Genomic DNA, 25648 nt, shown 5'->3' with positions numbered 1-25648 from the left:
TGTATGATTTTCCCAATCGCTGAAATACGCAGGGGGATTCAACGATGTTCTGGAATAAAAAAAGCAAATCAACAGGCAGTCAGAAGCACTTTGAAGCACCGGTCAAAGTGATCAATATCCGTCAGAGTCAGGCCAATGCTCAGACACTGGAGCAACTGGCTTTTAACGGTGGCGGCTCCGCACTGGTTATCGCTTTTATCTCCCCCTGGCTTCCCTTCGAACAAACCGCCCGCAGCCTGAAGCAGGCGATGCCATTCGCCAAAGAGTTTGTGGCCATTATGACCGCTGGCGAACTCAGCTCCTGCGGCCAAAGCCTCTACCACAGTGCAGACGGACAGTGGGACAACATAGTGCTGCAGAGTTTCAGCCATGAGTTGTTTGACGCCGTTGAGCTACGCAGCGTGAATCTGCACTGTGACGATATTAAGCGCGGCCAGATTCAGATGAACGAACAGCAGCGTACTCAGAAGATTGAGCAGGAGATTCAGCGCATCAACCTGCCTTTCGATGTGCGTTCACAGGATACGCTGGCACTGACCTTCTTTGATGGTCTGACCGCCAGCGAAAACTTCTTTATGCAGGCGCTTTACGCCAGTAACAAACTGCCCTGCTACTTTGTCGGTGGCTCTGCCGGTGGCAAGCTGGATTTCCAACAGGCAGCGGTTTTTGATGGTCAGCAAATTGTCGATAGCAAGGCGCTGATCCTCTTCTGCAAACTGAAACCTCAGGTGCGTTACGGCATCTTTAAGAGCCACAACTTCCAGAAAACCGGTACCAGCTTTACGATCATTGAAGCAGATGCCCACACCCGCAGTGTTCAGAGCGTGATGCGTCAGGGGGAAAACAGGGCTATCTCGCTGGTGGATGCACTCTGCGGGCATTTCCGCTGCTCACCCTCTGATCTAGATCAGCACCTTGTCGGTCACTCTTTCGGTGTTGAGATCGGCGGCGAGCTGTTTGTGCGTTCGGTGGCAGGCATCGATCAGGCGGCAGGTGTGATCTCCTTCTTCTGCGATCTGCACTTTGGCGACACCCTGCATCTGGTTAAGGCCAACGGCTTTGCCGGTCAGACCGATCAGGAATACCGCCAGTACGCCGCTAACAAACCGGCACCGGTCGCTATGCTGGCCAATGACTGTATTCTGCGCCGCCTCAACAACGCCTCGGAACTGAATAAGGTCTCCAGCTTCAGTCAGATCCCTGCGGCAGGTTTCTCCACCTTTGGTGAGCTGCTGGGGGTTCACATGAACCAAACCCTGACAGCGATCTTCTTCTACCAACTGGAGGCAGGTGATCGCTTTAATGATGAATACGCGGACAACTTCCCACAGTATTACAGCCATTTCCGCATGTACTTTATGGAGTCCCGCCTGAACAGCCTGCGTCAGATCAACCAACTGCAGGCAACGCTGATCGACCGTATGGCGGAGTACAAACCTCTGGTTAACTCCATCATGGGCGGCTTCGACTCCCTGCAAAACTACACAGAAACCTCCCGCGAGGTGCTGAGCGATGTGCAGCACCGATTTAACCACTTCAACACTCTGATTCGGGAACAGGAAACCGACCGGGTTCAGTTGCGTTCTGATGTCGATATTCTGCAGAACAACGCGGATGAGGTGATGTCGGTGCTGAATGTGATCTCGGACATCGCCGACCAGACCAGCCTGCTGGCCCTGAACGCTGCTATTGAAGCGGCCCGTGCCGGTGATGCCGGACGGGGCTTTGCCGTGGTTGCCGATGAAGTACGTAATCTGTCGCAAAATACCCAGAAGAGCGTCGATGAAACCGGAAAAACCATCAACAATGTGTCTGGTTCCATTATCAGCATCAAGGGCACTATTGACCGCACCAGCCAGTTTGTTGAGGAGATCGCCTCAGGTTCTGCCGAACTGAGCGAAGATATCGACAGCATGGTCGCCTCCTCCACCCGCACCGGTGCGGAGGTAAGTACCAATATTGAGCACATGAATGATCTGGCCAAGCGTCTGGAAGAGATCGATGAAGAGGTTGAGTCGATCCATCACCTGAAAGCATTAAGCGAGTACTGACAAACAAGGTTAGTCAGTAACCATAAGCTTCCCGTGACAAGTCCAAAACAAAAAACCGAAGCCTGTTGATACAGGCTTCGGTTTTTTTAGGGCTGAATTTTTGGATGAAACAGCTGTTCATTGATATCGGCTGACACTCAGGGCGATCAGTGAGGCGCAGCCGTCTGATCCAGCGCCTGAATCTCCGGCTGATGTTCATCATCACCCAGTTCAGAGATCACCATAGCGATCACAATACAGGCGGCACCTATCAGCCCCATGATTCCCAGATGCTCACTCAGAACAATCCAGGCGGTGATATGAGCAAAAATCGGTTCCAGTGCGAATACCAGTGCAACCTTGTGCGGCGGCAGGAGTTTCTGACAAGCAGACTGCGCCCAAACGGCATAGGCAGTACCCAGCGTGGATGCGACCAGAATGGCAACAATTACGATGGGTTTACTAAACAGCTCCCAACCCGTGATTGGCTCGGTTCCGGCGTAATAGAAGATCGGGTGCTCACCAATGGCGGCACCGATTACGCTGTAAAGCGATACCGCCAACAGCTGGATAATACTTAGCGTAATCACCGGCATACCGCCAACCCAACGGCCGGTCAGCACAATATGAGCCGCAAAGCCAAAGGCACAAATCAGCACCAGCAGATCGCCCTTGTTAAAGACATAGGCTGAGCCGCCCATGGTCAGCAGATAAAGCCCCAGAGTCGCCAGAGCAACCCCCAGCCCCACCATCAGACGGACTTTCTGACGGAAGATCAGAAAACCCAGTACAGGCACAAGGGGCACGCTTAACGCGGTAATAAAGCCCGCATTGGATACCGTGGTAAAACGCAGACCTTCGGTTTGTGCATAGAAGCCGATAAAGAGCATGGCTCCCAATACCGGAGCGGTCAGCAGCAGTTTTTTAATCTGATCAGGACGCACCTTCTCCTTGCTGAAATACAAGAGAGGCACCAGTGACAGCGCAGCAATCGCAAAGCGAACCGCGTTAAAGGTATGAGTCGGTACTTCGGCGACCGCCAGATCGATCAGTACAAACTCGGTTCCCCAGATAAAACTGATCATAAAGACCAGAAAAAACGCCAGTTTCGGCGAACGTATTGTCATTATTATCTTCCTTATTGATGAGCTCTTGCAGCTCACGGCCTATCTCCGCACGGGCTCCTTACACGAAATGCCGCTATAAACATCAGTGCAAATAAAGTCGTGCTAAGCCTTTTTGAGTTATAGCGGGAGGCGCTTTATGCCCTCCCGTGATGAAACCCTTTAACCCGAAAAACCCCCGATCCGTTGCCGGATCAGGGGTTTCTTTGTGCTTTTTCAGCCGGGTTAAGGGGCTGGCGCAACCGCCTCAGTGAGGCATTGCAGTGGGTTACGCGCCCGGTATTCCTGTTAGCCGTTCGCTATTGATCAAGCGCTTAAGCCAACCAGAACCCCAGAATGATGAAGCTGATAAAGGACAGAACCGCACCGATCACGGTGTAAGGGATCTGTGTAATCGCGTGCTGCATTGGGGTACAGCCGGAACCCTGCGCAGACAGCACAGTAGAATCACTGAAGAAACAGGCGTGGCTACCAAAAGCAGAAGAGGACAGCAGAGCACCCACCACCAGCGCCATATTTACATCCATGGTCATCGCCATAGGTACAACAATTGGCAAGGTGATGATGTACACGCCCCAGCTGGAACCGGTGGAGAATACAACCGCAGCCATCGCAGCAAAGATCAGAGCAGGCATCAGCTCAGGTGTCAGAATCGGAGACAGAGCTTCGATGATGTAGGTGGTCATGCCCAGCTGATCATTCACTTCTTTCAGCATAAAGCCCGCACAAACAGTTGCGATCGGGTGCAGCATGACGCGGAAACCATCCACCATGGATTCCACCAGCTGGGTGAAATTCATCAGGTTCTGCCAGTAGTACAGAACGATAGTAAAGGTAGATGCCACCAGAGCACCCAGCAGCAGGTCGATCTCGTAGTAAACACTTGCCGCGACCAGAACCGCCATCGGAGCCATAAAGTTGAACAGACCCACAATCGGCTTAACCGCTTTAACGTGAGCAGTATCAAAACCGTCCTGTTCGATACCCTCAGGAACAGGCTGACCGTTCTGAGCACGGGCTTCAGCGTCTTTCATCGCGCCCAGATCGCCCAGCAGACCGGAAGCCACCAGGAAAACCACCAGCAGAGCAACCCAGCCATAAGCCATGTATGGGATCGCTTCCATGTACAGAGACATGCCTTTGCCATCAGCGGCAGCACCGTTCTCTTCCAGCAGCGCAGCGAAATAAACCGCCCAGGTGGAGATAGGAACCAGAATACAAACAGGAGCAGCGGTGGAGTCCACCAGGAAGGCCAGTTTTTCGCGGGAGATTTTGTAGCGGTCCGTCAGACTCTTCATGGAAGAGGAAACCGCCAGAGAGTTCAGATAGTCATCAATAAAGACCAGAATACCCAGACAAACCGTGGTCAGCATGGTGCCACGTTTGCTTTTTACGCGACGGGCCAGCATATCGCCGAAGCTGAGTACCGCACCACCACGTTCCAGAATATTGATCAGACCGCCCATCATGCCGCAAACCAGCACGATCCAGGCGATGGTCTCATCCATCACAACATTCATGGAAACTTCGCCCAGACTGCTGAAGATATTAACCGGGTCCAGCAGTAACAGACCGGCAACCACACCAGCGAACAGGGCTTCAAGGGCTTTACGGCTAACCGCCGCAACAATCAGAATAAAACAAACGGGGAGAATACTGTGAAAACCGTAGGCTTCGCCTTCCACATGTAGGGTTGAAAGGTAGGCAAAACCGGCAAAGATCAGTCCGTAAAAGGTGATCCAGATGGTCGGGGTTCGTTGCATACCCATGCCGGAAGCTTCTCGATCCATAATTGGATGAACAATTTCACTACTCATAAATGTACCTGTTTATATTTCTTATACCCTGTGGTCAGAAAGCCCTTCTTTCCTCAGGTGGTGTTGTGTTGTTCTGCCTGCACTACTTCAACGCATAGTTCTACAGCTCGTTCAACAATCTGTTTTGGTTCAGAAAATTGCTCAACAAACGGCAAAACATCCTACTAATCGATAGATACAAAACGCAGTAATCCACCGCGGACCGTTTCCTTGCCCACGACATTCATTATTAGTATTAAAAATTCAACTCCCACAGGGGTCTGCCGGGTCGGGAGATGACTGAGCTCTTGTTGCGGACACCCTGTCGGGCATCCGCTTTATTAGGGTTTAGCCCCCGGTTCTGATGCGGGATCAGGTACCGGGATTTCGCCCGGGTTAAATACCCGGTTTGTCACGCAGCTTAGATACCCAGTTTGTCACGTAGGTTATAGTACGCAGCGCCCATCGCAGTGTAAGGCACGCGGAACATACGACCGCCAGGGAACGGATACTGTGGCAGGTTCGCAATCACGTCGAAACGCTCTGCCTGACCCTGAATCGCATCCGCCAGAACACGACCCGCCAGGTGAGAACTGGTTACACCGTGACCGCTGTAGCCTTGTGCGTAGTAGATGTTGCTGCCGATACGGCCGAACTGAGGCAGACGCATCAGGGTCAGCAGGAAGTTACCGGTCCATGCGTAATCCACCTTCACATTTTTCAGTTCAGGGAAGGTTTTCAGCATTTTAGGTACGATCAGAGATTCGATCTTATCCGGCTCACGGGCACCGTAAGTTACACCGCCACCGTAGATCAGACGGCCATCACCGGACAGACGATAGTAATCCAGCAGGTAGTTGCAGTCTTCAACACAGTTGTCTTTTGGCAGCAGCGCTTTCTGCTGAGCTTCGGTCAGAGGCTCAGTGGTAATTACCTGAGTACCGCAAGGCATCGCTTTCTGTTCCAGCTTAGGAATCAGACCGCCCAGATAAGCGTTACCGGCAACGATCACGTACTTAGCGTTAACACAACCACGCGCAGTGTGAACTTTAGCGGTTTCACCTTCTTCTACACGGGTCACCGGAGACGCTTCATAGATGGTGCCACCCAGAGATTCAAAAGCAGCGGCTTCACCCAGCACCAGATTCAGCGGGTGGAAGTGACCACCGGATTTATCCAGCAGACCGCCAGGATAACGGGTAGTGCCAACATGATCCTGAATAGAATTAGCATCCAGCAGTTCCAGCTGGGTGTGACCGTGTTGCTCCCACAGCGCTTTCTTCTCTTCCAGCTCTTTCATCTGCTTGCTGTTGCAGGCTGCGAAGATACCACCATCTTTCAGGTCACAGTCGATGTTGTACTTCTTCACGAAACCACGGATGATCTCGCCGCCTTCAAAGGCCATAGAACCCATCTTGTCACCGGTTTCTTTACCGTAGTGACGGGAGATAAAGTCCATATCACGGCTGTAGCTGTGTACAATCTGGCCGCCGTTACGGCCGGAAGCACCAAAACCGATACGGCTTGCTTCCAGAACCACAACATTAAAACCACGCTCTGCCAGATGCAGCGCACTGGACAGACCGGTAAAACCTGCGCCGATCACACAGATATCAGCAGCAACTTCGCCCAGAAGCTCAGGACGCAGGGATTTATCATTCGCCGAAGCGGCGTAGTAAGAAGTGGTATGTGAAGGTGCGGTCATAATGTTGACTCCGGCATTCTCTCCCGAGGGAGTAGTCGTCTAAAAGGTATCTCTTCTTTCGTGAAGCAAGCCGCTGAAATTGTGTATCAGCTTTCATACTTTTTTCACGGAATCTTATTTATGGCTAAAGATACGCTCAGCCCCCTTTCTTCAGATATACCCACCAGGGGGTAATTTGTGATCACGTTGTAATCAAAAAATGTTGTTCCGGTAACGGTTTTTGGCAGATAAAGAGGTATGGCAGTGGACTATGATTCGCCTAAACTGTTAGCTAGTAACCAACTCATCTTTTACCCACGGAGGATCTCTATGGTGAGATACCTGCTGTTGCTGGCGGCGACTCTTTTTTCTGTTCAGCTTACTCATGCCTGCGAGCTGACCATGGGCTACCGCACCAACGCCAAGCCTCCTTTTATTGCTGAGATGCCTGACAGCTCCGGCCTCTATCGGGATCTGTATGTCGAGGCAACTAAGCGTATCGGTTGTACTCTTAAAGTGGTGCGCCAGCCCAAAGGTCGCATCATGCATCTGATTCGCGCCGGTGATATCGATTTCTATCCGGGCTTGTCGTTTACCACCCGCAGGGAAGAAACCATCACCTTTATCGAGAATGGTTTAAAAGACGGTAATATCGGCCTTACCCGCAAAGATGAGCAGGAAGTTCTTAGTCTGCATGATGTGGCCAAGCGCAATATGGTGATGGTGGTCTCCTACGGTGGCTACGATCACAATGCTGCAGACTATGGTATTCACCTGCGCAAACCCCACGACTACACATTGGGAGAGATGGTAGATCTGATCCTGAACAATAAAGCAGACTTTCACGCCTACAACCTGCTGGCGGTTCAGTACTACCTGAAGAACAACCCGGATAAAGCCCAAAAGCTGAAAGTTCATCGTAACTGCTGCGATGTTGCACAGAAAATGTACTTAGGCTTCTCTAAAAAGTCCGACAATATTCGGTTGATTCCTAATCCCGCTTTCGATCCGGACCAGCCAATCACACCGGAAAACACCCTGAACAAGGTCGATCCGAACAGTACCGCAGGTCGGTTGCAGCAGGCCTTATCGGATATGCAAGCGGATGGCAGTTTTCACCAAATCTACGGAAAATATTTTGCCACCGGACAATAGCTGCCCGAATAGCAAACCAGGCAATAAAAACTGCTCCCGATCTGATCACAAATTGTAGTAATCTTGCCTGCTTTACAGGTTATGGCTATCCCGTTCTGAGGAATTACAACATGCCAAAGGCAAGTGAAATCAAGAAAAACGCAGCAGTTGAACTGGACGGCAACGTCTGGATTGTCCGTGATATCGAGCGCTCCGTGCCTCAGGGCCGTGCCGGCGGCAGCATCTACCGTATGCGTATGTACGATGTGGTAACCGGTGCCAAGCGTGACGAATCCTTTAAAGACTCCGACATGCTGAATCTGGCAGACCTGTTCCGTCGCCCATCCATGCTGTCTTACATCGATGGCGAAGAATACGTATTTATGGATAACGAGGACTACACCTCGTACAACCTGCGTAAAGACGCGATTGCCGACGAAGTGGGCTTTATCACTGAAGAGACTCAGGGTATTCACGTACTGCTGGTAAACGACAACCCGGTTGCTATTGAACTGCCAACCACGGTTGAGCTGGTGATTGCAGAAACCGATCCTTCTATTAAAGGTCAGTCTGCAACCTCCCGTACCAAACCAGCGACTCTGAGTACCGGCCTTGTGGTACAGGTGCCTGAGCATATCTCTGCCGGTGACCGTATCAAGGTTAACGTCGAAGAGCGTAAGTTCAGCGGCCGCGTTTAATCGCAGATGCTGAAACAGAGCTGAGCTTCTGCTCTGCCTAAACGCCCCGACCTCATTCACTGAGATCGGGGCGTTTTACGTTTACAGGTGTGGAAGATAGCGGCTAACAAAGCTAAGATTCAGCCCCTTACACTGCCCTTCAATACTTTCATCTTCTAAAGGAAAAATCGTGGCCAAACTGCTTTTTAAACTTAACGGCGTGACAGACGAAGAAGCCAACTTTGTACGGGCACGTCTTGATGAAGCAGAAGTGGACTACTACGAGACCAGCCAGGGACGTTTTGGTATCTCCCTCGCGGGAATCTGGCTGAGAAATGAAGATGACTATCCGGCTGCAAGAGAACTTCTGGATGATATTCAGGCGGACTGGCTGGAAGAGGTACGCCAGCATCCTGTGCCGACAATGGGCCAGCGCTTCTTCGAAGCACCCGCCCGTTTTATCTTAAGCCTTATCGCTATTATCGCCATTGCCAGCCTGACCGTGATCCCGTTTTTAGAGTCGTTTGAGTAACCTCTAACCTCTAACCTCTAACCTCTAACCTCTAACCTCTCAGCCCAGTTATCGGTTTAATCCGACTCCGCCAGAATCTCCAGCAGATCCAGAAAGAGGATAATAATGTCCAGATAGATATCCACCGAGATCTCTATCGCTGTTGACCAACTATCATCGCCTGCGTGTTTCTCAAGACGGTTAAAGTCGTACAGCAGATAAAGTGTGAAAACGACAGCCCCGATATAGGCCTGAATCAGAGAGAAGAGTTTCGAGCGGAAAAAAATCAGATTCGCAAGCCCCATCACCGCAAGCAACATCACGCAGACAAACAGAATCCCACCCAGAAAACCGAAATCGAAATCGGTCAGAAAGACAATTCCCGAAGTCGCTATAACCGCCAAAGCGGTTCCCAAAAAGGCCATTGAGACTTTGTTCTGCCAGGCCTCGTGGTATTTATCTTTATCAAACGAGGCTTCGAAGGCTTCTCGTTGCTCACGGGTAGCCTTCTCTCCCTTAGCCAGCGGTGTCCCAGCATCCTTTAAAGACTGACGTAGCTTATAGCGCAAACCAAAACGTTCAATAGTCGGCCCAAGCTGCCAGCCGATGCTGAGGGAAAACACAGCCACCAGAATCAGGTTTGTGGGATAAAAATCAGGAACAAGCGACATCAGAATTAACGTGAAAAACGTCACGATAATATTGAGTAGAAATTCGAGAAAGCTTTCATAAGCCCGGTTCACTTTTGCGGCTAAAGCGGTCAGGCATAGCATCCCGCCCACAATTAAGAAAGTTCTTGCGAACAGGATATCGAACATGACTGCTTCCTTGCCAAAGTGGTGGACACAAATTATTCATCAGGGAAAACGCGAAGGTTTTCATAACCCACATGAGCTATCTTCGCCATTTATTAGGCAAAAACAATATACAAAAAATATCTTAGGGTAAACCGCTCTTAAGTCTTACTGAAAAGCTAAGCCCTCATAACGAAAAAACCACCGGCAGATGCTCGGTGGTTTTTGCGAATAGGGAAAATCAAACAATCAGGCACAATGTCCGTGATGGCTCTCCTCTTCATGGAAAAGAGTAGAGCTGGAAACCACACGATTGCGGCCATCCCGCTTAGCAGCGTACAGCGCTTTATCAGCAAGAGTGAAGCTGTCACTGAAGCCGATATCCTTGCCGGAGTCTAACCCGATGCTCACAGTTAGCTTAAGCCCTTTACTGGTAAAGCTGCCCGCTTCAACTGCTTTACGAATTTTATCCGCCAGTGCCACGGCATCCCGATAATTCATATAGCCGTAAACCGAGAACTCCTCACCACCCATACGGGCGACAACGCCCTGATCACCAACAGCCTCTTTCAGCACTCTGGCGCAAGCGATCAGCACCTCGTCGCCAATATCGTGACCGTGGGTGTCATTGATGCGCTTAAAGTGATCGATATCGATCGCCAGCAGGATATTCTCCCGCTTGTCGTGGCTATTATCTGAAGAACTATCTGAAGAATCCTCCGAGATCGCCCGCTGCCAGCGCTCTTCGACAGTTTCGGTAAAGTAGCGGCGATTAAATAATCCGGTCAGGTAGTCGGTATTAGCTTTACTCTGGCTCTCACGGCGCTGGATTTCAGACAGAATCAGTTGCTCAGTGCGGGCAGTCAGCTCGCGGTTCATCTCATTAAAGCGGGTCGCCAGCTGATCCAGCTCGTCAATACCGGTCAGTTTGACCTCCTGAAGCTTCGTTGTCTTACCCAGATTGGCGGTGTTATTAGCCAGTGTAATAACAGGCTGAGCCAGATCTTCAGCAGTATGTTTGGCATTACGAATCAGGTAGATAAAGAAGAGTACATAGAAGAGCAGCATACCGGCCACGGCCAGATAGCCAATAAACTGAGACAGGTCTTCCAGAGACTGAACCGCGCCTCTGATCGCCTCTTCCGGCACCAGTGCCATCAGCTGCCAGCCGGTCAGATCCACCGGGCTTTTATAGAGGTAGTAGCCCTGACCATCCTTTTGGAAATAGGTACGATCCTTATCCCCTTCAACCAGCGCTTTAGCGGCAGAACGAATATCCGCATTGTGGTGGCGCAGCAGGTTAAAGTCCTCTGGCTTTAACACATCACCTTCGATGCTTTCTTTGTAATCATGGCTTTTCAGCTCCTGCAGACCCAGAACGGTTTCAACCTTTTCCGGCATCGCCAGTACAGTGCCTTCTGCATCCAGAATAAAAGCCGAGGACTGATAAGGCAGTTTCAAATCGAGAATCTTACTCACCAGACTATCAATGGTAACGTCGATGCCCGTAGTACCCTCAAAGCTAGCACCTTCAGAGTCAACACCCCGATAGATAGGCACCAAGCCACTGATCATCCAGCCCTGCCCAGCAGGATCAAGATACGCTCCAGTCCAGACAACCTTACGATCCGGATTGTTGGTCGCGTTGGCTTCGTAATAGAAGTTGTAGTTATTGATATCGTAGTTTTCCGGCAGAACCGTCTCGATGCCGTCGAAATATGGGTAATAGCGGGTCATGTGGTAATGACTGGTGAAATAGGTCGCCACAATGCGGGGATTATGGTCGGTCACACTCTTGAACAGACGGTCAAAGCCTTCGCTGTGCTGCACCCGATTTTTAATATCTTCGGTTAGTGCCTGTACCGATGAGACAATTACAGCAGAACCGCCATTATCTTCCTGTTTAACCCAGGCTCCGCCATCACTCAGACCGAAATTGGCTGAGATATTACGCGGCGGATTATTCAGAATCTCCTGCTGTTCATCTCGCAGAATCTGCAGACTTCGGGAGATTTCGTTCAGCTGCAGATCGATGTTATTCGCCTGACTGTCGATTACTTCCTGCAGGTTGTTTTGCGATTCCTGTAGGGTTAGCTCACCGAACCGATCAGTAATGTAAGCGTTGATCGCGAAGTAGAGCACGATCAACATCACTTCAATCACCAGAATAGGCACCAGCGCCGACCGGATATAATTTTGCCGAATTAAATTACCGATGGACTGGGACATGAGACACCTTTCAGAAAATTGTGAGCATTCTTATTGTTGAAGTTTCAGCGAGTATAGAAACCCAAAGCTATTTATCACCTGAATCTTTGAGGATTTCTGATACAGATCAAAATAGAAATCTTACAGAATCCAACAGAGCAAAGTATCTATATGATTTTATTGGATTTTATAAACAGCGGATCTATTACGCTTATAACGGGGAAGAGAAGCATTCTGGCTGTATCAGAAGCTGAAGATCAGACTGGTTCTGTGCTGATTAGGACAGTTACCAGAGGCTTTTACGCTACAACAGTCATGCTCCAGCGACACTGGAAGCCTGATTTTCAGGGTTTCAGAAACAACAAAACCACCGGTGGTTGAGCGGTGGTTTTGGTGTTTCTAGGATTTTGGGGACGGGAATGCCGCCAACAGCGGCTGGCGATTTTTGTGTGAATAGCACAAAAAGTGACGGGGTTGACAGTCCGTTGCTGCACCTTGTTAGCCTCTTTCTGCATAAGTGTTTGCAGCACTCTCGAAGCCACCGTTTTCGTCTTCGATTTCAGTCGCCATAATATCCTCTAGTTCTTCTAGTGGAATCTTATCTTCACCAAAGTCTTCGTAAAACTTCTCAAAATAGTCTTCTCTCGTATTTCTATCTCTTGGGTAATCTTCTCCAAAAAAATAGCATTGCTCTTTTTAAGGTGTCAGCACACTTTGGCATACCAAGAGCTTTAAACCCTTCAACTGCTTCAGGAGCTAGAACACCAGTATCATTAGAGAAAAACTGGCCTAACCCCCGTTCATTATTTCAGATTGGGTCCAATGTGTAGAAAATAAAACTTTTTGCTTTTCTGTAGCTTTGTTGAATTCTCTGAGAAATACGTCACCTCCATCATAAATGCTGACGGAATCCCATATTTCATCTACAAAGCTCCAATATGAATCATTCACGATCTCGAATCCTTCAGGGGCTAACGCCTCAAGCAGAGGCACCGCTTGCAGCGTCCTGCTGACTTGACTTGTTAGATTTTTTCCTACTAAAAATTTGGCTAGAGTGAACTAGATCACCGTTCTTAACATTCTTCTTAAATTTTTTAGTGTCTAGCTTTAATTGTGCCCATAGTACAATATCAACTTTAAATGCGAGTTTAAAAATTGTTTTTTCCACTATATGTTGAGATGCAATCTGACCAAGCTCAAAACCAGAAAGCATTTTCATGTAGACTTCTTGCTTCTCTACGAAAGAATCAAGCTTTCTATTTCTCAGGAAATTATACTTATTTATGGCCTCTCCAAGACGAAATGCTATTAGTGGATATTCTTGGGATATTAGAGATACTGCCTCATCGATGTTTTTCTTGGTTTCGTCAGTTACATCAGAATATTGTTCAAATGACCTTTGGCGTCCTCTTTCCCATTCAGCCAACGAGCTAGGGTTATTATTCTTATAAAATTCTTGTGCCATTTTTATTTGTAGCATTTCGAAATTCAGCTTATATAAAGCTGTAATAGATTTTCTTATCGCTCTAGCACGCGCAGCACGAGCTTTAATTGCGCCACCTAACTCACTAAGGCCCCAGCCAAGGGCAACACCAAGAATTGGTAAAATGTCCTTAATTTCCATAATGCCTCCTTGAAAATCTAACGCCGCGTTAAGTGGTGAACAACGCGACCACCCTACTTAATTAATTGTTCCGTATACACAAAAGCCAGTTAAAACTGAAAATGCCATGCGTTGTGAATCCGTCTTAAACGCTTTGTTATACATTTTGGTTGCGGTGAAGATCATCAATATATTTCTGCAAACGTGTATGCCACAGAAAAAAACCTAGAGCCGAGACTATTGACCCAAGAGCTATACCAATAAAGCTAACCACTTTAGCTAACTGATACCTTTCAGTTCTACTTTGCAATGCAATTCTTTTGGCTGGATTACCATTGATGATTTGGTCTGCCTCATCTCTAAGTTTTTCTGATTCCTTCACTATAATGGCTAATTCTTCCTTCTTCTGCTCGGTTAGCTTACTCCAATCGCCGCGAACACTATTATAGATTTCAATACCTTTATTTGTCTCATCGGCAAATTTTTCATAGGCGTCTCCGCCTTTAAAAATATTATTCACATAATCTGTGTTTGACTCAAAAAACTGATCGAATTCATCAGAAGCCTTCCACCAAAAAGTAGCAGATGAAAAAACAATAACAAGCCCAAAAATCGCCATGAACTTGTATAAATTGTCAGTTGGAGGTGTAAGCATATTTATTTCCATGATGTATAACAGCTTAATATCAGGCATGCGCGTTTTGACGATTTAAATATACCGACAAAAACTGAGGAAAGGCTTTGATAATAAAGGAGTAATCCATTTTCTGATCTGACCGCTTCCCTGCTAAACGCGCATGCGCGTTATCGCAAATAAGCAGGCGCCTGTTATTCCACGACTGCTTTCCATAATTCATTGATTTTGCAGCTTATCCAGTTTTACCACACGGGTAAACCGAGCATTAAGTCGGACAAAACGAGCATGGTTTATCATCAAACCGGAAATATACGGTTTAAATCAGCACTCATTTCGATCTGGCTTTTCGGTTTTCATCTTCTAAAAGTAGGGAAACAACGGGAGGGTCTTAAACAAAAAAAGCACCCAAAAGATGCTAAAGGGTGCTAAGACCAGAGTGAACCCACGGGAGTGAGGCACTCTGGATGTGGCAGAAGCTAGAACAGGGACGCCTCTGCCGGAATGTGATCAGGCCGGTTCTGACCTGATCACGACCAGGCTCTTAATGAGGAGAAAACAGCCGGGATCAGTCGATATTGATCCAGACGTTTTTGATCTCGGAGTACTTATCCAGCGCGTGCAGGGATTTATCACGACCGTTACCGGAAGCTTTTACGCCACCAAACGGAACCGTGGTATCACCTTCACCCCAGGTGTTCACCCAAACCATGCCGCTGTGAATCTTACGGCTGACACGGTGCGCACGGGACAGGTTAGAAGTCCAGATAGCTGCGCCCAGACCATACTGAGAGTCGTTGGCCAGTGCGATCGCTTCCTCTTCAGTTTCAAACTCACAAACCGCCAGTACAGGGCCGAAGATCTCTTCTTTTACGAAGGTCATGCCGTTGTGGGCTTCGGTAACGATGGTCGGTTTTACGAAGAAGCCTTCACCTTCCTGATACTCAGGCTCGCCACCCAGAATCACTTCACCACCCTCTTCCTGTGCGGAACGAATATAGTGGCTGACGGTATCCAGCTGCATCTTGTCGACCAGAGGGCCCATATTAGTGTTCGGGTCCAGCGGGTCGCCAGGCTGATAGCGGGATGCGGCTTCAACCAGCGCGGCGATAAACTCGTCTTTGATGCTCTTCTGTACATAGATACGGGAGCAGGCGATACAGACTTCACCCTGATTGGAGAAGATAGCTGCTGCAGCACCGCCAGCGGCTTTTTTGATGTTGTCGCAATCATCAAAGATCAGGTTTGGCGACTTACCGCCTGCTTCCAGCCAGACACGCTTCATGTTGGATTCACCAGCGTAACCCAGCAGCATACCGGCAACGCGGGTAGAACCTGTGAAGGCCAGTACGTGAACATCGTTATGCAGCGCCAGCGCTTTACCAGCGGTGTGGCCGTAGCCGGTCACGACGTTGAAGACACCATTCGGGATACCGGCTTCAGTTGCCAGTTCAGCCAGACGCAGGGCGCTCAGGCTGGTTTTTTCCGAAGGTTTCAGCACCACACTGTTACCCGCCGCCAGTGCCGGAGCGATCTTCCAGCTCACCATCATCAGCGGATAGTTCCATGGGGTGATACAAGCAACAACACCCACCGGCTCGCGGCTGATCAGCGCCAGAGAACCCGGTGCTGTCGGTGCGATCTCGCCATAAACCTTGTCGATAGATTCAGCAGTCCACTGAATGCAGTCGATGGCATCCGGCACGTCAATCGCGGTCATTTCGGAGATGGATTTACCCATATCCAGGGTATCCAGAACCGCGAACTCGTCTTTGTTCTGCTCAACCAGTGCGGCCAGTTTCAGCAGCACTTTTTTACGGTGCTTAGGAGAGGCTTCCGCCCATTCGCCGCTGCGGTAAGCTGCTAAACCGTTAGCAACGGCTTTATCAACATCAGCCTGATCACAACTGGCAACGTCGGTCAGGTGCTCTTCAGTTGCCGGGTTGATGCTGGCAAATGTCTCGCCGCTTTCGGCATCACAAAACTGACCATTGATGTAGGACTGACCATGCAACGTCAGGGTTTTACTGAGTTCGAACCACTCTTCACGGGTCGCAGGGGATTTAACTGTCATTGTCTACCTCAGCTGAATTCGGTGCAGATCCGGCAGGATCTGATCATTACTTGTCAGCCAGTGTAGAAAGGAGTCCGCAGGTGGGGCTATACCCCTCAGGATATAGAGCCGGATTTAATCCATCAAAAGGGCTGAAACGACCGATAAAGCCCGTCTTTTTAAGCCTCAGTTAAGCTTCAACTTTAAGAATTACAAACCTGAGTAAAGTTAGGTAAAACACCGGCTCAAAGCCTTCTCCTGCCGGTTTCTTTGCTGGAATAATCCGCCCCAACACGATCTTCTTTCTGCCGAAAGGCATCGGCTGAACCGCACTTTTTTGGGATTAATGATGAACCGATATAAAACTGCTTTCTGGGGATTGCTGAGCATCACCACCCTGCTCTGGCTTATGGCCGATACTCTGCTGCCGGAACCTCTGAGCTACTTCTCATTCCGACAGGTATTTACGCAATATTCCGGTGTGCTGGGCATTATGGTGATGAGCGTTGCCATGATTCTGGCGACCCGTCCGGTTTGGCTGGAACCCTGGCTGGGCGGCATGGACAAAGCTTACCGCCTGCACAAATGGCTGGGCATAGGTGCTCTGGTTATTGCAACCCTGCACTGGTGGATGGCGAAGGGCACTAAGTGGATGGTTGGCTGGGGCTGGCTGGATCGACCGGAACGAGGCCCCCACAGTGAGCAGGTTTTACCCGCCCTGCAGGAGTGGCTGAACAGCCAACGGGGTTTAGCTGAAAGCATTGGCGAATGGGCCTTCTACGGGGTAGTGATTTTTATCGCACTGGCTCTGATCAAACGCTTCCCCTATCGCCTGTTCCGTAAAACTCACCTCTGGATCTCACTGGCTTACCTCTTGCTGGTTTTCCATAGTCTGATTCTGGTGAAGTATGACTACTGGTCTCAGCCCATCGGCTGGCTGACGCTGATGGCGATGATTGGCGGCAGCTGGTCTGCGGTTATGGTTCTGGCAGGCAGGGTCGGCCAGAAGCGTAAGGTCGATGGCACCATCACAAGTCTGAATCAGTATCAGAACACTCTGGAAGGTCAGATTACGCTGGATCAGGAAACCCGCAAATGGCCGGGACATACTCCGGGTCAGTTCGCCTTTGTGACTTCCGATCCCGCTGAAGGCGCGCATCCCTATACGATTGCTTCGGCGTGGAATCCGGCCGACTCACAACTGACCTTTATCGTAAAAGAGCTGGGTGACTGGACGAGTCAACTGAAGCAGCGCCTACGCACCGGTTTACCCGTGCAGATCGAAGGCCCCTACGGTTGTTTTGATTTTACCGATAACAAAGAACAGCAGATCTGGATCGCCGCAGGCATCGGCATTACACCCTTTATCGCCCGCATGGAGCATCTGATTCAGAACAAGCAACAGGATCGTCAGATTATCGACCTCTTCCTCTGCATGGAGCATCCGGATGCCGATCTGGTCCGCAAGGTAGAGGCTCTGGCCAGAGGCGCAGATGTCAATCTGCATCTGGTAATCAGCAGCCAACAGGGACGACTGACACCGGAGCAAACAAGGGATCAGGTTCCCGGCTGGCGTGAAGCAAGCCTCTGGTTCTGTGGCCCGAAACAGTTCGGACAGGCGATCCGAACTGACTTCCACCAGCACGGTATTCACCAGAGCGCGATTCATCAGGAGCTGTTTGAGATGCGTTAGGTTCCGATTTCAGAGAACGCCAAACACAAAAAGGCCAGCAGATGCTGGCCTTCTCTTTTGGTATTCGCTAATTCATAGCGGCTGAGTTGTCAGGCTTTGGCTTGCTTATTAGCTGCCAGCACGTAGAGGTATTCCAGTGCCAGAGTCGCTGCAGCCAGAGCTGTGATCTCCGCGTGATCGTAGGCCGGAGCAACTTCCACCAGATCCATACCTACCAGATCCACGCCCTGCAAACCACGAACAATTTTCAGTGCGCAATCGATGCTGATACCTGCCGCAACCGGAGTACCTGTACCCGGTGCAAACGCAGGGTCGATACCGTCGATATCAAAGCTCAGGTAAACCGGCTTGTCACCAACACGGGCACGAATCTTCTCCAGAACCGCCTGTGGGCCATTGTCACCCACCCAGGCTGCATCCAGAACTTCAAAAGGATGGCCTTCGTAGGTATAGGCAGTACGGATACCAATCTGGATAGAATGCTCGGTATCGATCAGACCTTCTTCAACCGCATGGTGGAAGATGGTGCCGTGGTCGTACTGGCTGCCACCGGAGTAGGTATCTGTGTGGGCATCCACATGAACAATCGCCAGCGGGCCATGTTTTTTCGCATAAGCACGCAGAATCGGCAGAGAGATAAAGTGGTCACCACCAAAGGTCAGCGCGCTTTTACCAGCGTTCAGGATAGCGCCGATATGCGCTTCCAGACCGTCAACCATGGTTTGTGGCTCACCGTGTTTGAAACGGACGTTACCGCTGTCAGTCACCGTCAGGTGATCATCCAGTGCAAATTTCCACGGCCAACGGGCACCTTCCCAGATCAGGTTGGCAGATGCCTGACGGATCGCCTGAGGCCCCAGACGGGAACCCGGACGGCCGGAGGTTGCCATGTCGAAAGGTACGCCACTGACAACGACATCAGCCAGAGAGGCCTGGATATCTCGCACCAGCGGAAACTGCATGAAGGTCATGCCCAGTTCGCCGTACAGCGGCAGATCAGCGTTAGCGACGCTTCCGGTATGTTGAGGTGCGGTTGCAGACATGGGTAACTCTCCTAAATTCAACTTCTACGTTTTCTTGTTGTAGCGTTTTTAATGGGTTGTTAATTGCCAATTTACTTTCTTCGGTGCGGCCCTTTTGGCTCACCTCGTTGGCTTTTTTAAAGATTAGGCTTGCAGAAAACATTAGTGAAACGCATAGTTATAATATCGATATGCACCAAATTAATAATTAAGAAAAGATAAGGCGTTGAGGGCTGTTTTGATGAAATCATTGCGTCAGTTTGACCTGAATTTACTGGTGCTTTTTGAAGCCCTGCTGACCGAACGTCATGTCAGTCGTGCGGCAGAAAAGGTTTTTCTCAGCCAGTCCGCCATGAGTCACGCCCTGAACCGACTGCGGGAACAGCTGGATGACCCCCTGCTGATCCGCACCGAAAACGGCCTGCAACCAACCCCAAGGGCACTGGAACTGCTACCGGAAGTACGCAACGCCCTAAGGCAGATTGAACGTAGCCTCAGCCCACCGGAACACTTTAATCCCGCCGACAGTGAGCGGGCTTTTGTGATCGCCTGTACCGACTATTTCGAGGCGGTTGTCTTTCCCGACATGATCAGCCACTTTCAGAATATTGCCCCCAATATTTCCGTAGAAGCCCGCATGATCGACGAAGATGCTTTTCTTTCTGACCTGGAAACCGGTGAGGTGGATCTGGTGGTCGGCATGGATGCGAATGAGCAGGTTCCTGCGCATCTGGTGGTGGAAAACTGGATCAGCGAGCAGCAGATTTGTTTGTTAGCCCAGAGCAATCCTGACCTGCCGGAACAGCTGGATCTGAAGGATTATATTCAGCGCCCCCACATCGTGTTTTCAGATCTGGCGGGCAGCAACGCTAATGCTATCGACCATTGGCTGGCAGAGTCTAAACTCGGCCGTCGCAGTATCGCCCGAACCGTAAACTATATGGCGGCTGCAAAAATTGTCGCCCAGACTCAGGCGATTATGACCCTACCCTATCAGATGGGATTACTCTTCAGTGAACTCTTTCCGGTAGCTCTGGCCGAACCGCCGGAAGGGCTGCCAAGTGTGCAGATGACGCAGATTTATCACCCGCTCTTTGCCAAGGAACCTGGCCGGGTCTGGCTGCAGGAACAGGTGCAGCACTTTGGGGATCGCCTGCTGAATGGCTAAAAGCAGATTGGCTGGGCCCCAGACTGAAAAGACAACTAACAGGCATAAAAAAACCTCAGTGTTAGCGCACTGAGGTTTTTCTTTGAATCAGATCACCTTGGATTCACTGTTCATCCAGCTGGCACGGCAACGGAGGAAATCCGCCAGCGGGTAATCCCAATCCTGCTGATGCTGATCCTGCCAGCGGCAGATCTCCAGCTGAAGCTCAACCGCGTTCGGTTGCTCACCGGCTTTCAGGTTGGCCCGATGGGCATTCAATACGTCCAGTAAGGCATCATGCTGAGCTTTATGACCCGCATACTGATCAAATTCCGTTGCCAGCATAAAGCGTTCTTCCTGTTCGAAATGCTCTTTTGCTTCCTGATAGATCTGTTCCAGCAGATTGCCAAAAGCCCGTTCATCCACCAGCGGCAAAGCCCCCAACAGGGCGGTAAATTTATGGTGTGCCCGATCCATCGCAGCGTGTTCGTAATACTGCAAACGCATACCCGGCGCGATCTCGCCCGCCTTAAGTGTTCTCAAAGTGGTTTTTGCAGCATCTTTTGAGGAAGTCATAGCAACCGCCGTCGTATTCACAAGAGTTTAGGATCTGAGTGTCAGCCTACCGAAACCGGCAGGTGGGATATCCTCTTGATTTATGCGGTTTAAAACAATGCGATTGGTCAAAACTCCGTGGATCTTGAGCCTAAACACGGAAAATAACCCGTGAGAAGACGCTGTTTATGCCCCGGGGATTGCCCCCTGAACCAGACTCTCAATAGCCCAACTCAGATTATCCCTCGCCTGCTGTTCACGCTCGATGCGGAATACTTCTGTTTGGTAAAGAGAGGCTTCCTGCAGGAAGCCCTTCAGAAGCTCAGCCCGTTTCTGGCAGTAGATAGCCAGAGGCACTTCACGATATTCGTTGCGAATAGCTTGTTCGTAGGCGCGATAACCATCAAAGGGCGCACCCAAAATCGCCAGATCGATATCCAGCATCCAGTTTTGATCAGGATGGGAGGCCGCTTGAAGATCAGTGTCAGGTAAAGCCCCGTGACAGGTCGCCATAATCAGCTGATAAACCCGCTCGGTTTTATTGGCATCGGCATTTTGGCTTTGCAGAAATGCCTGCGCCCATCGGGCACTTTTCAGCTCATTATCCTGCCGGAAAGGGTCGTACACGGCATCGTGAAACCAGAGCGCCAGCTCAACCTCATCCGGATATTGCAGTTCAGCGCGAAAACGGTCCAGATGTTTCAGACAGGCATCCACATGGTATTCGGTGTGGTAATAACGCCCCTCTTTGCGATAAGCATCCTGCAGCATCTCAAACAGTGGGCCATGTTCAGCCAGCCCCCATTGCTGCATCAGCAGTTTCCAGCGGGAGAAATTAAAGCGTTCCATAGAGACACTCCGGATCAAAGCAAAAAAGTCTGTTAATACCTCTGTTATATGCGATTTCAGCAGGGCTGACTATCCCCCCGCGGGGAAATTAAAGCTACTCCCAGCGGGCCTCATCGTGCTGCAGTTTAAAGCCTACGGTTCGGCCATCGGCACAGAGCTGTTCCACCCGAATCGGTGCGCCGTCATCATTAAGTTCCACTAAACCTATGCCAGCGCCATTGGCAAGGCGCTCACCGGGATCAGCAGTTTTCGGCTTTCTAGGAATAACCCGCATTTTCCGCCGCTTGGTAAACCAGTTCAAAGGAGATCGAGGTGAATAGAGCCATCGATTCAGGCGATCAAAAACCGTCAACAGCGTGGCCGGAAACTCATTTTTAAAGCCACTACTGGTGATCTGCCAGATATCCGGCCCACGCTCTCGCCCCCGTAACTCAATGTCATAAACAAAGGAGTAATGCACGTCGCCGGAGAGAATCACAAAGTTCTTCGGGGTTTTAGGGTGACGGAAGAGATTCATCAGCGCGTAGGCGGCACCTTTGTGCGCCATCCAGTTTTCGGCATCCACCATAAGGGGGTTGCCAAACCAGGTGAAGATACGCTGGATCACCTCGATCAGTTTGACCCCAAAGACAGGTGCCGGTGACACCATCACCACCGCATCATGGCCGATCAGGCTTTGTTGCAGATCCGTTAGCGCTTCCCAGTCCATCAGACCCGATGGCAGATCCAGCGAGCGTTCTGAGCGCCAGCGATGGGTTCGGGTATCCAGTACCAGCAGTACCGGCTGGGTATCCCATTGATAATGCCAGTTGGGAAAGCGGATCAGCTCTTCAATCAGCTGATTATGCGGGGCACTACCGGGGGCTGCCAGACAGGTTTCTGTCAGCTGTATCAGTTTTTCCGGCAGTTGCTCCGGCGCATTGCCCCAGCCCTGACACAAGAGATAGCCGATCAGAGTATTGCCGATAATCCGGCGGGAGAAATCATGGCCGTAGGCGGTTTGCTCCCAGGCGGCGGTCAGGTTCCAGTCGTCGGTTATATCGTGATCATCAAAGATCATCGCCACCGGCAAGTGTGCCATCAGGCGGCGAACTTTAGATAAACCGCTGACAAAGTGCTCAAGCTCACGGTTCTCTTTCAGGTAACGCTCCGCCTGATCCGGTGACAGGGTTTGCGGCAGATCCGTTACGCCGGGCACAGCCAAATTCTGCCAACCCGCTGGCGACCAGACCAGCAGATACATAGAGAGCACTTCTGCTAAGGTAATCAGATGGTTATGAGCGTTGTCGGAAGTAAAAACCGGCTTTCGCGCGCCACCAAAGACCAGATCTGTTACCGCCTGCCCGCCTTCGGTATCCGGTAGTAGTGCTTCCCGCTGATAGTAATGCGGCTGATCTGTATGCAGCTGATGAGATGAGCTGACATCTGAGCAAGGCAGGGATTCATCGGGAAAGCCCAACTGATTAGTAAATTGATGGATAGAGGCCAGAAAAGGAGCGGCAACGTCATCCGCATAGATCTGATCGCCACTCATAATCAGCAGGGCTGGCCATTCCATCGGGTCGCTGGCTGCCAGTTCATCATCCGCTCGCCAGAGGCCATCACCACTTTCATGGTGCGGTTTGCGGCAGGAGCCATGCAGCAGCTTGTTCAGGCGACTTTTCAGTACAAAACCCGGAGTCTCTTTTCCCGGATAAGCCAGATCAGGTGCCCACTGTCGCCAGCTGATAAAGTCATTGTCAGCCACACCATCAAGAGCTTGTTCAGGAGCAGATAAAGGGGCAAAACTCAGCTCATAGCCGATCCAGCAATCCTTGGGTAACGGGTTATGGAGTTTGATCTCTGCCATCTGAAACCAGAGATGCTCCGCTGCCTGAATCTGCCGACAACCCCTTCGCCATTGTTCCGCCGTAATGGTGAGTGCATCACAGGAATCAGGCATCAGCTTGACCTGCCCGGCAACGGGCTGAGAGGTCGCCAACCAGAAGGTTAACGTCTCGGAGGTACAACGGCGCAGCACAGGTCCCGCTAACACTAATGGCAGTCCATTACTGGTGTTCGCCATATCCGGGGTAGAAAGCTTCGGGCTGGGCTCGCGTTCAGTCATGGGCAGTTATTCCTTATTGAGCGCTTGTCGATTTGATAGCTATTGTTTTAAAACCTGTAACGGCTCAAACCTCATACGATTACGGTATAGGATCGTTCCGCTTGAGAACAGTGTTCGCTAACAGTCTGATAACTCTCAGATAACAAACCGCGATTAAAGTTGCCTGAATCTTTCCCTGTCCACTTTTCTTATGCCTTGTCTTTCCTTATTCCCTCGCCTTCCCTTGTCTAATTCCTTCTTCCGTATCCCCTTATCAAACGATATTTCCTAACGGCCGATATGCTCACGCACCCACTCAGGGTTGTAATAGGTATCCGGATAGCGCTCGCCACTGTCACACATCAGGGTTACTACAGAGCCTTTCTCCCCCCGTGCGATCATCTGCCGTGCCAGATGCAGAGCACCCCAGAGATTCGTTCCCGTGGAAGGTCCCGCTTTGCGCCCGGTTGTGTCATATAACCAGAGCATGGTGGTAACACTGGCCAGATCCGGCACTTTCAGCATCTGATCGATCACATCCGGCTGGAAGGAATCCTCAACCAGAGGTCGCCCGATGCCTTCAATACGGCTGTTTCTGTTGGCGGTCAGCTGACGATTATTGTTCTGGTAAGCGTCATAAAAAACGGAATGTTCCGGGTCTACCACGGTCAGCTCGGTATCCAGCCCTTTATAGCGGATATAACGCCCTATGGTCGCAGAAGTACCGCCGGTTCCTGCACTCATCACAATATGACGGGGAACCGGATAACGCTCACAGGCCATCTGACTGAAAATGCTTTCAGCAATATTGTTATTCCCCCGCCAGTCCGTCGCTCGCTCAGCGTTGGCAAACTGATCCATAAAATATCCGTCCAACTCTTTAGCCAGCGCGACGGCTGCGTTATGCATCTCAGTGGCAGATTCAACAAAATGACATCGGCCACCGTACTGCTCAATCAGCTCAACCTTACGTTTCGCGGTGCTTTGAGGCATCACAGCAATAAAAGGCACGCCGATCATGCGGGCAAAATAAGCCTCGGAAACTGCGGTGCTGCCGGATGATGCTTCAATCACAGGTGTACCTTCGGTGATCTTGCCGTTGCAGAGTGCGTATAGAAACAGAGAACGCGCCAGCCGGTGTTTAAGACTGCCTGTGGGATGCGTACTCTCATCTTTCAGATAAAGATCGACACCATCAAGCTGGCCACCAGCGAAATCCGGCAGATCGAGTTTAATCAGATGGGTATCTGCTGAACGCTGAAAATCGGCATTAATTCTGGCAATAGATTGGCTGACCCAGGCTCTCATGATATTGCTCCGTTGTTATCTTTATTGATTGAAATAAGGTGTAAACCCGCTGGAAAGCTGACGGAAAAATTATAAAAAGAGACCGGGAGAAAAAATTTGCTATATGCTGAGAGAAACAGCACCGAAAGAGAAAATTTTTCTCCAGCGTAACCAATAAAGATAAATCTAAATGGATAAAACAGACCAAACCATACTTAAAATTCTTCAACAGGATTGCACCACACCGGTTCAGCAGATTGCCGATGCGGTTAATCTCTCTGTAACACCTTGCTGGAAACGCATCCGCAAACTGGAAGAAAAAGGCATTATTCGCCAGCGGGTGGCTTTGCTGGAACCTGCCCAGGTTGATCTGGGGGTTTCTGTTTTTGTTCATCTGAAAACCCAGCGCCACGATGATGCCTGGCTGAAAAGTTTTGCCGAACGGGTCACTGCCTTTGATGAAGTGATGGAGTGCTACCGAATGGCCGGAGAGTGGGATTACCTGCTCAGAGTGGTGGCAAAAGATATTGCAGCCTTTGATCGCTTTTATAAAAAGCTGATATCCGGCGTTGAGGGTCTTAGCGATGTCAGCTCAAGCTTTGCGATGGAAGAGATCAAATACACCACTCAGCTGCCGCTTAGTTCTTAACAAGCCCTCAATAACATCCTGAAAACACCTGCTGCCAAAAGAGTCTTAAATGCCTCTTGCACACTTAAGCAGCTTGCCAGGTCGCGTCCATAGACGAGAGAAGAAATGCACT

At 50.3% G+C, this 25648-nt stretch carries 20 protein-coding genes and 1 pseudogene; 7 read left to right on the top strand and 14 right to left on the bottom strand.

Features of this window, described 5'->3' with window-relative positions:
• Positions 1-44 precede the first annotated feature (44 nt).
• Positions 45-2051, top strand: coding sequence for a methyl-accepting chemotaxis protein (locus BV405_RS18050; RefSeq protein ID WP_086482088.1), 2007 nt, complete (start codon positions 45-47; stop codon positions 2049-2051).
• A gap of 146 nt (positions 2052-2197) precedes the next feature.
• Here the strand turns inward: BV405_RS18050 and BV405_RS17005 are convergent, their stop codons facing one another.
• The 3 genes from BV405_RS17005 to BV405_RS16995 all read right to left on the bottom strand — a co-directional run bounded on the left by BV405_RS17005 (position 2198) and on the right by BV405_RS16995 (position 6655).
• Positions 2198-3157, bottom strand: coding sequence for a DMT family transporter (locus BV405_RS17005; protein ID WP_086482087.1), 960 nt, complete (start codon positions 3155-3157; stop codon positions 2198-2200).
• A 311-nt stretch (positions 3158-3468) separates the two neighbouring features.
• Positions 3469-4971: a Na+/H+ antiporter NhaC family protein gene (locus BV405_RS17000; protein ID WP_086482086.1), complete on the bottom strand. Its 1503-nt coding sequence runs from the start codon at positions 4969-4971 to the stop codon at positions 3469-3471.
• Positions 4972-5371: 400 nt separating this feature from the next.
• A complete protein-coding gene (locus BV405_RS16995; RefSeq protein ID WP_086482085.1) occupies positions 5372-6655 on the bottom strand; it encodes an NAD(P)/FAD-dependent oxidoreductase in 1284 nt (427 codons plus the stop codon).
• Between the two features lie 309 nt (positions 6656-6964).
• Between BV405_RS16995 and BV405_RS16990 the strand changes: the two genes are divergently transcribed.
• From BV405_RS16990 to BV405_RS16980, 3 genes are all read left to right on the top strand, one after another.
• Entirely contained in the window at positions 6965-7789 is an 825-nt protein-coding gene (locus BV405_RS16990) for a substrate-binding periplasmic protein (RefSeq protein WP_176330208.1), read from the top strand.
• A 110-nt stretch (positions 7790-7899) separates the two neighbouring features.
• On the top strand, positions 7900-8466 hold the full coding sequence (gene efpL, locus BV405_RS16985) for an elongation factor P-like protein EfpL (protein ID WP_086482083.1): 567 nt from the start codon (positions 7900-7902) through the stop codon (positions 8464-8466).
• Positions 8467-8635: 169 nt separating this feature from the next.
• Positions 8636-8977 (top strand): DUF6164 family protein, encoded by a 342-nt coding sequence (locus BV405_RS16980; protein WP_086482082.1) that lies wholly within the window; start codon positions 8636-8638, stop codon positions 8975-8977.
• A gap of 56 nt (positions 8978-9033) precedes the next feature.
• On the opposite strand, the gene BV405_RS16975 is transcribed toward BV405_RS16980, so the two are convergent.
• The 6 genes and pseudogenes from BV405_RS16975 to BV405_RS16940 form a co-directional block, all read right to left on the bottom strand.
• The gene (locus tag BV405_RS16975; RefSeq protein ID WP_086482081.1) at positions 9034-9774 is read right to left on the bottom strand and encodes a Bax inhibitor-1/YccA family protein; all 741 of its coding nucleotides are present in this window, start codon (positions 9772-9774) and stop codon (positions 9034-9036) included.
• A 225-nt stretch (positions 9775-9999) separates the two neighbouring features.
• A complete protein-coding gene (locus tag BV405_RS16970; protein WP_086482080.1) occupies positions 10000-11979 on the bottom strand; it encodes a sensor domain-containing diguanylate cyclase in 1980 nt (659 codons plus the stop codon).
• 631 nt (positions 11980-12610) lie between these two features.
• A pseudogene (locus tag BV405_RS18135) lies at positions 12611-12748 on the bottom strand (DMP19 family protein); the annotation flags it as partial.
• Positions 12749-12937: 189 nt separating this feature from the next.
• A complete protein-coding gene (locus BV405_RS16955; RefSeq protein ID WP_086482077.1) occupies positions 12938-13582 on the bottom strand; it encodes a hypothetical protein in 645 nt (214 codons plus the stop codon).
• 136 nt (positions 13583-13718) lie between these two features.
• On the bottom strand, positions 13719-14216 hold the full coding sequence (locus BV405_RS16950; RefSeq protein ID WP_086482133.1) for a hypothetical protein: 498 nt from the start codon (positions 14214-14216) through the stop codon (positions 13719-13721).
• Positions 14217-14763: 547 nt separating this feature from the next.
• Entirely contained in the window at positions 14764-16269 is a 1506-nt protein-coding gene (locus BV405_RS16940; protein WP_086482075.1) for an aldehyde dehydrogenase, read from the bottom strand.
• 328 nt (positions 16270-16597) lie between these two features.
• On the opposite strand from BV405_RS16940, the gene BV405_RS16935 reads away from it, so the two are divergent.
• Complete coding sequence (locus BV405_RS16935; protein WP_086482132.1) at positions 16598-17941, top strand: ferredoxin reductase family protein; 1344 nt, start codon at positions 16598-16600, stop codon at positions 17939-17941.
• An 89-nt stretch (positions 17942-18030) separates the two neighbouring features.
• Here BV405_RS16935 and speB read toward each other — a convergent pair whose 3' ends face one another.
• The gene (gene speB, locus BV405_RS16930; RefSeq protein WP_086482074.1) at positions 18031-18984 is read right to left on the bottom strand and encodes an agmatinase; all 954 of its coding nucleotides are present in this window, start codon (positions 18982-18984) and stop codon (positions 18031-18033) included.
• A 220-nt stretch (positions 18985-19204) separates the two neighbouring features.
• On the opposite strand from speB, the gene BV405_RS16925 reads away from it, so the two are divergent.
• Positions 19205-20131, top strand: a complete 927-nt coding sequence (locus BV405_RS16925; protein WP_086482073.1) for a LysR family transcriptional regulator — start codon at positions 19205-19207, stop codon at positions 20129-20131.
• 87 nt (positions 20132-20218) lie between these two features.
• Here the strand turns inward: BV405_RS16925 and BV405_RS16920 are convergent, their stop codons facing one another.
• The 4 genes from BV405_RS16920 to BV405_RS16905 all read right to left on the bottom strand — a co-directional run bounded on the left by BV405_RS16920 (position 20219) and on the right by BV405_RS16905 (position 24908).
• The gene (locus tag BV405_RS16920; protein ID WP_086482072.1) at positions 20219-20686 is read right to left on the bottom strand and encodes a bacteriohemerythrin; all 468 of its coding nucleotides are present in this window, start codon (positions 20684-20686) and stop codon (positions 20219-20221) included.
• A gap of 165 nt (positions 20687-20851) precedes the next feature.
• Positions 20852-21514 carry an HD domain-containing protein gene (locus BV405_RS16915; RefSeq protein ID WP_086482071.1) on the bottom strand — a complete coding sequence of 221 codons (663 nt, stop codon included), beginning with the start codon at positions 21512-21514 and terminating at the stop codon, positions 20852-20854.
• Positions 21515-21608: 94 nt separating this feature from the next.
• A complete protein-coding gene (locus BV405_RS16910) occupies positions 21609-23621 on the bottom strand; it encodes an alkaline phosphatase D family protein (protein WP_245832365.1) in 2013 nt (670 codons plus the stop codon).
• Between the two features lie 267 nt (positions 23622-23888).
• Complete coding sequence (locus BV405_RS16905) at positions 23889-24908, bottom strand: PLP-dependent cysteine synthase family protein (protein ID WP_086482070.1); 1020 nt, start codon at positions 24906-24908, stop codon at positions 23889-23891.
• Between the two features lie 169 nt (positions 24909-25077).
• Between BV405_RS16905 and BV405_RS16900 the strand changes: the two genes are divergently transcribed.
• Positions 25078-25536 (top strand): Lrp/AsnC family transcriptional regulator, encoded by a 459-nt coding sequence (locus BV405_RS16900; protein WP_086482069.1) that lies wholly within the window; start codon positions 25078-25080, stop codon positions 25534-25536.
• The last annotated feature ends 112 nt before the right edge of the window (positions 25537-25648 follow it).

Source organism: Oceanospirillum sanctuarii, from assembly GCF_002150805.1.
GTDB classification, from domain to species: Bacteria; Pseudomonadota; Gammaproteobacteria; order Pseudomonadales; family Halomonadaceae; genus Oceanospirillum; species Oceanospirillum sanctuarii.
The sequence above is the reverse complement of the archived record's forward strand: the minus strand, read 5'-3'. Positions and strand labels throughout refer to the sequence as shown.

What these genes read in the sequence shown, in the direction of transcription:
- BV405_RS16975 (WP_086482081.1), bottom strand. Translation starts at nt 9,774, where the DNA reads ATGTTCGATATCCTGTTCGCAAGAACTTTCTTAATTGTGGGCGGGATG.
- BV405_RS17005 (WP_086482087.1), bottom strand. Translation starts at nt 3,157, where the DNA reads ATGACAATACGTTCGCCGAAACTGGCGTTTTTTCTGGTCTTTATGATC.
- BV405_RS18050 (WP_086482088.1), top strand. Translation starts at nt 45, where the DNA reads ATGTTCTGGAATAAAAAAAGCAAATCAACAGGCAGTCAGAAGCACTTT.
- BV405_RS16950 (WP_086482133.1), bottom strand. Translation starts at nt 14,216, where the DNA reads ATGCTTACACCTCCAACTGACAATTTATACAAGTTCATGGCGATTTTT.
- BV405_RS16910 (WP_245832365.1), bottom strand. Translation starts at nt 23,621, where the DNA reads ATGACTGAACGCGAGCCCAGCCCGAAGCTTTCTACCCCGGATATGGCG.
- BV405_RS16925 (WP_086482073.1), top strand. Translation starts at nt 19,205, where the DNA reads ATGAAATCATTGCGTCAGTTTGACCTGAATTTACTGGTGCTTTTTGAA.
- BV405_RS16995 (WP_086482085.1), bottom strand. Translation starts at nt 6,655, where the DNA reads ATGACCGCACCTTCACATACCACTTCTTACTACGCCGCTTCGGCGAAT.
- BV405_RS16920 (WP_086482072.1), bottom strand. Translation starts at nt 20,686, where the DNA reads ATGACTTCCTCAAAAGATGCTGCAAAAACCACTTTGAGAACACTTAAG.
- BV405_RS16940 (WP_086482075.1), bottom strand. Translation starts at nt 16,269, where the DNA reads ATGACAGTTAAATCCCCTGCGACCCGTGAAGAGTGGTTCGAACTCAGT.
- efpL (WP_086482083.1), top strand. Translation starts at nt 7,900, where the DNA reads ATGCCAAAGGCAAGTGAAATCAAGAAAAACGCAGCAGTTGAACTGGAC.
- BV405_RS17000 (WP_086482086.1), bottom strand. Translation starts at nt 4,971, where the DNA reads ATGAGTAGTGAAATTGTTCATCCAATTATGGATCGAGAAGCTTCCGGC.
- speB (WP_086482074.1), bottom strand. Translation starts at nt 18,984, where the DNA reads ATGTCTGCAACCGCACCTCAACATACCGGAAGCGTCGCTAACGCTGAT.
- BV405_RS16900 (WP_086482069.1), top strand. Translation starts at nt 25,078, where the DNA reads ATGGATAAAACAGACCAAACCATACTTAAAATTCTTCAACAGGATTGC.
- BV405_RS16955 (WP_086482077.1), bottom strand. Translation starts at nt 13,582, where the DNA reads ATGGAAATTAAGGACATTTTACCAATTCTTGGTGTTGCCCTTGGCTGG.
- BV405_RS16970 (WP_086482080.1), bottom strand. Translation starts at nt 11,979, where the DNA reads ATGTCCCAGTCCATCGGTAATTTAATTCGGCAAAATTATATCCGGTCG.
- BV405_RS16905 (WP_086482070.1), bottom strand. Translation starts at nt 24,908, where the DNA reads ATGAGAGCCTGGGTCAGCCAATCTATTGCCAGAATTAATGCCGATTTT.
- BV405_RS16935 (WP_086482132.1), top strand. Translation starts at nt 16,598, where the DNA reads ATGAACCGATATAAAACTGCTTTCTGGGGATTGCTGAGCATCACCACC.
- BV405_RS16915 (WP_086482071.1), bottom strand. Translation starts at nt 21,514, where the DNA reads ATGGAACGCTTTAATTTCTCCCGCTGGAAACTGCTGATGCAGCAATGG.
- BV405_RS16990 (WP_176330208.1), top strand. Translation starts at nt 6,965, where the DNA reads ATGGTGAGATACCTGCTGTTGCTGGCGGCGACTCTTTTTTCTGTTCAG.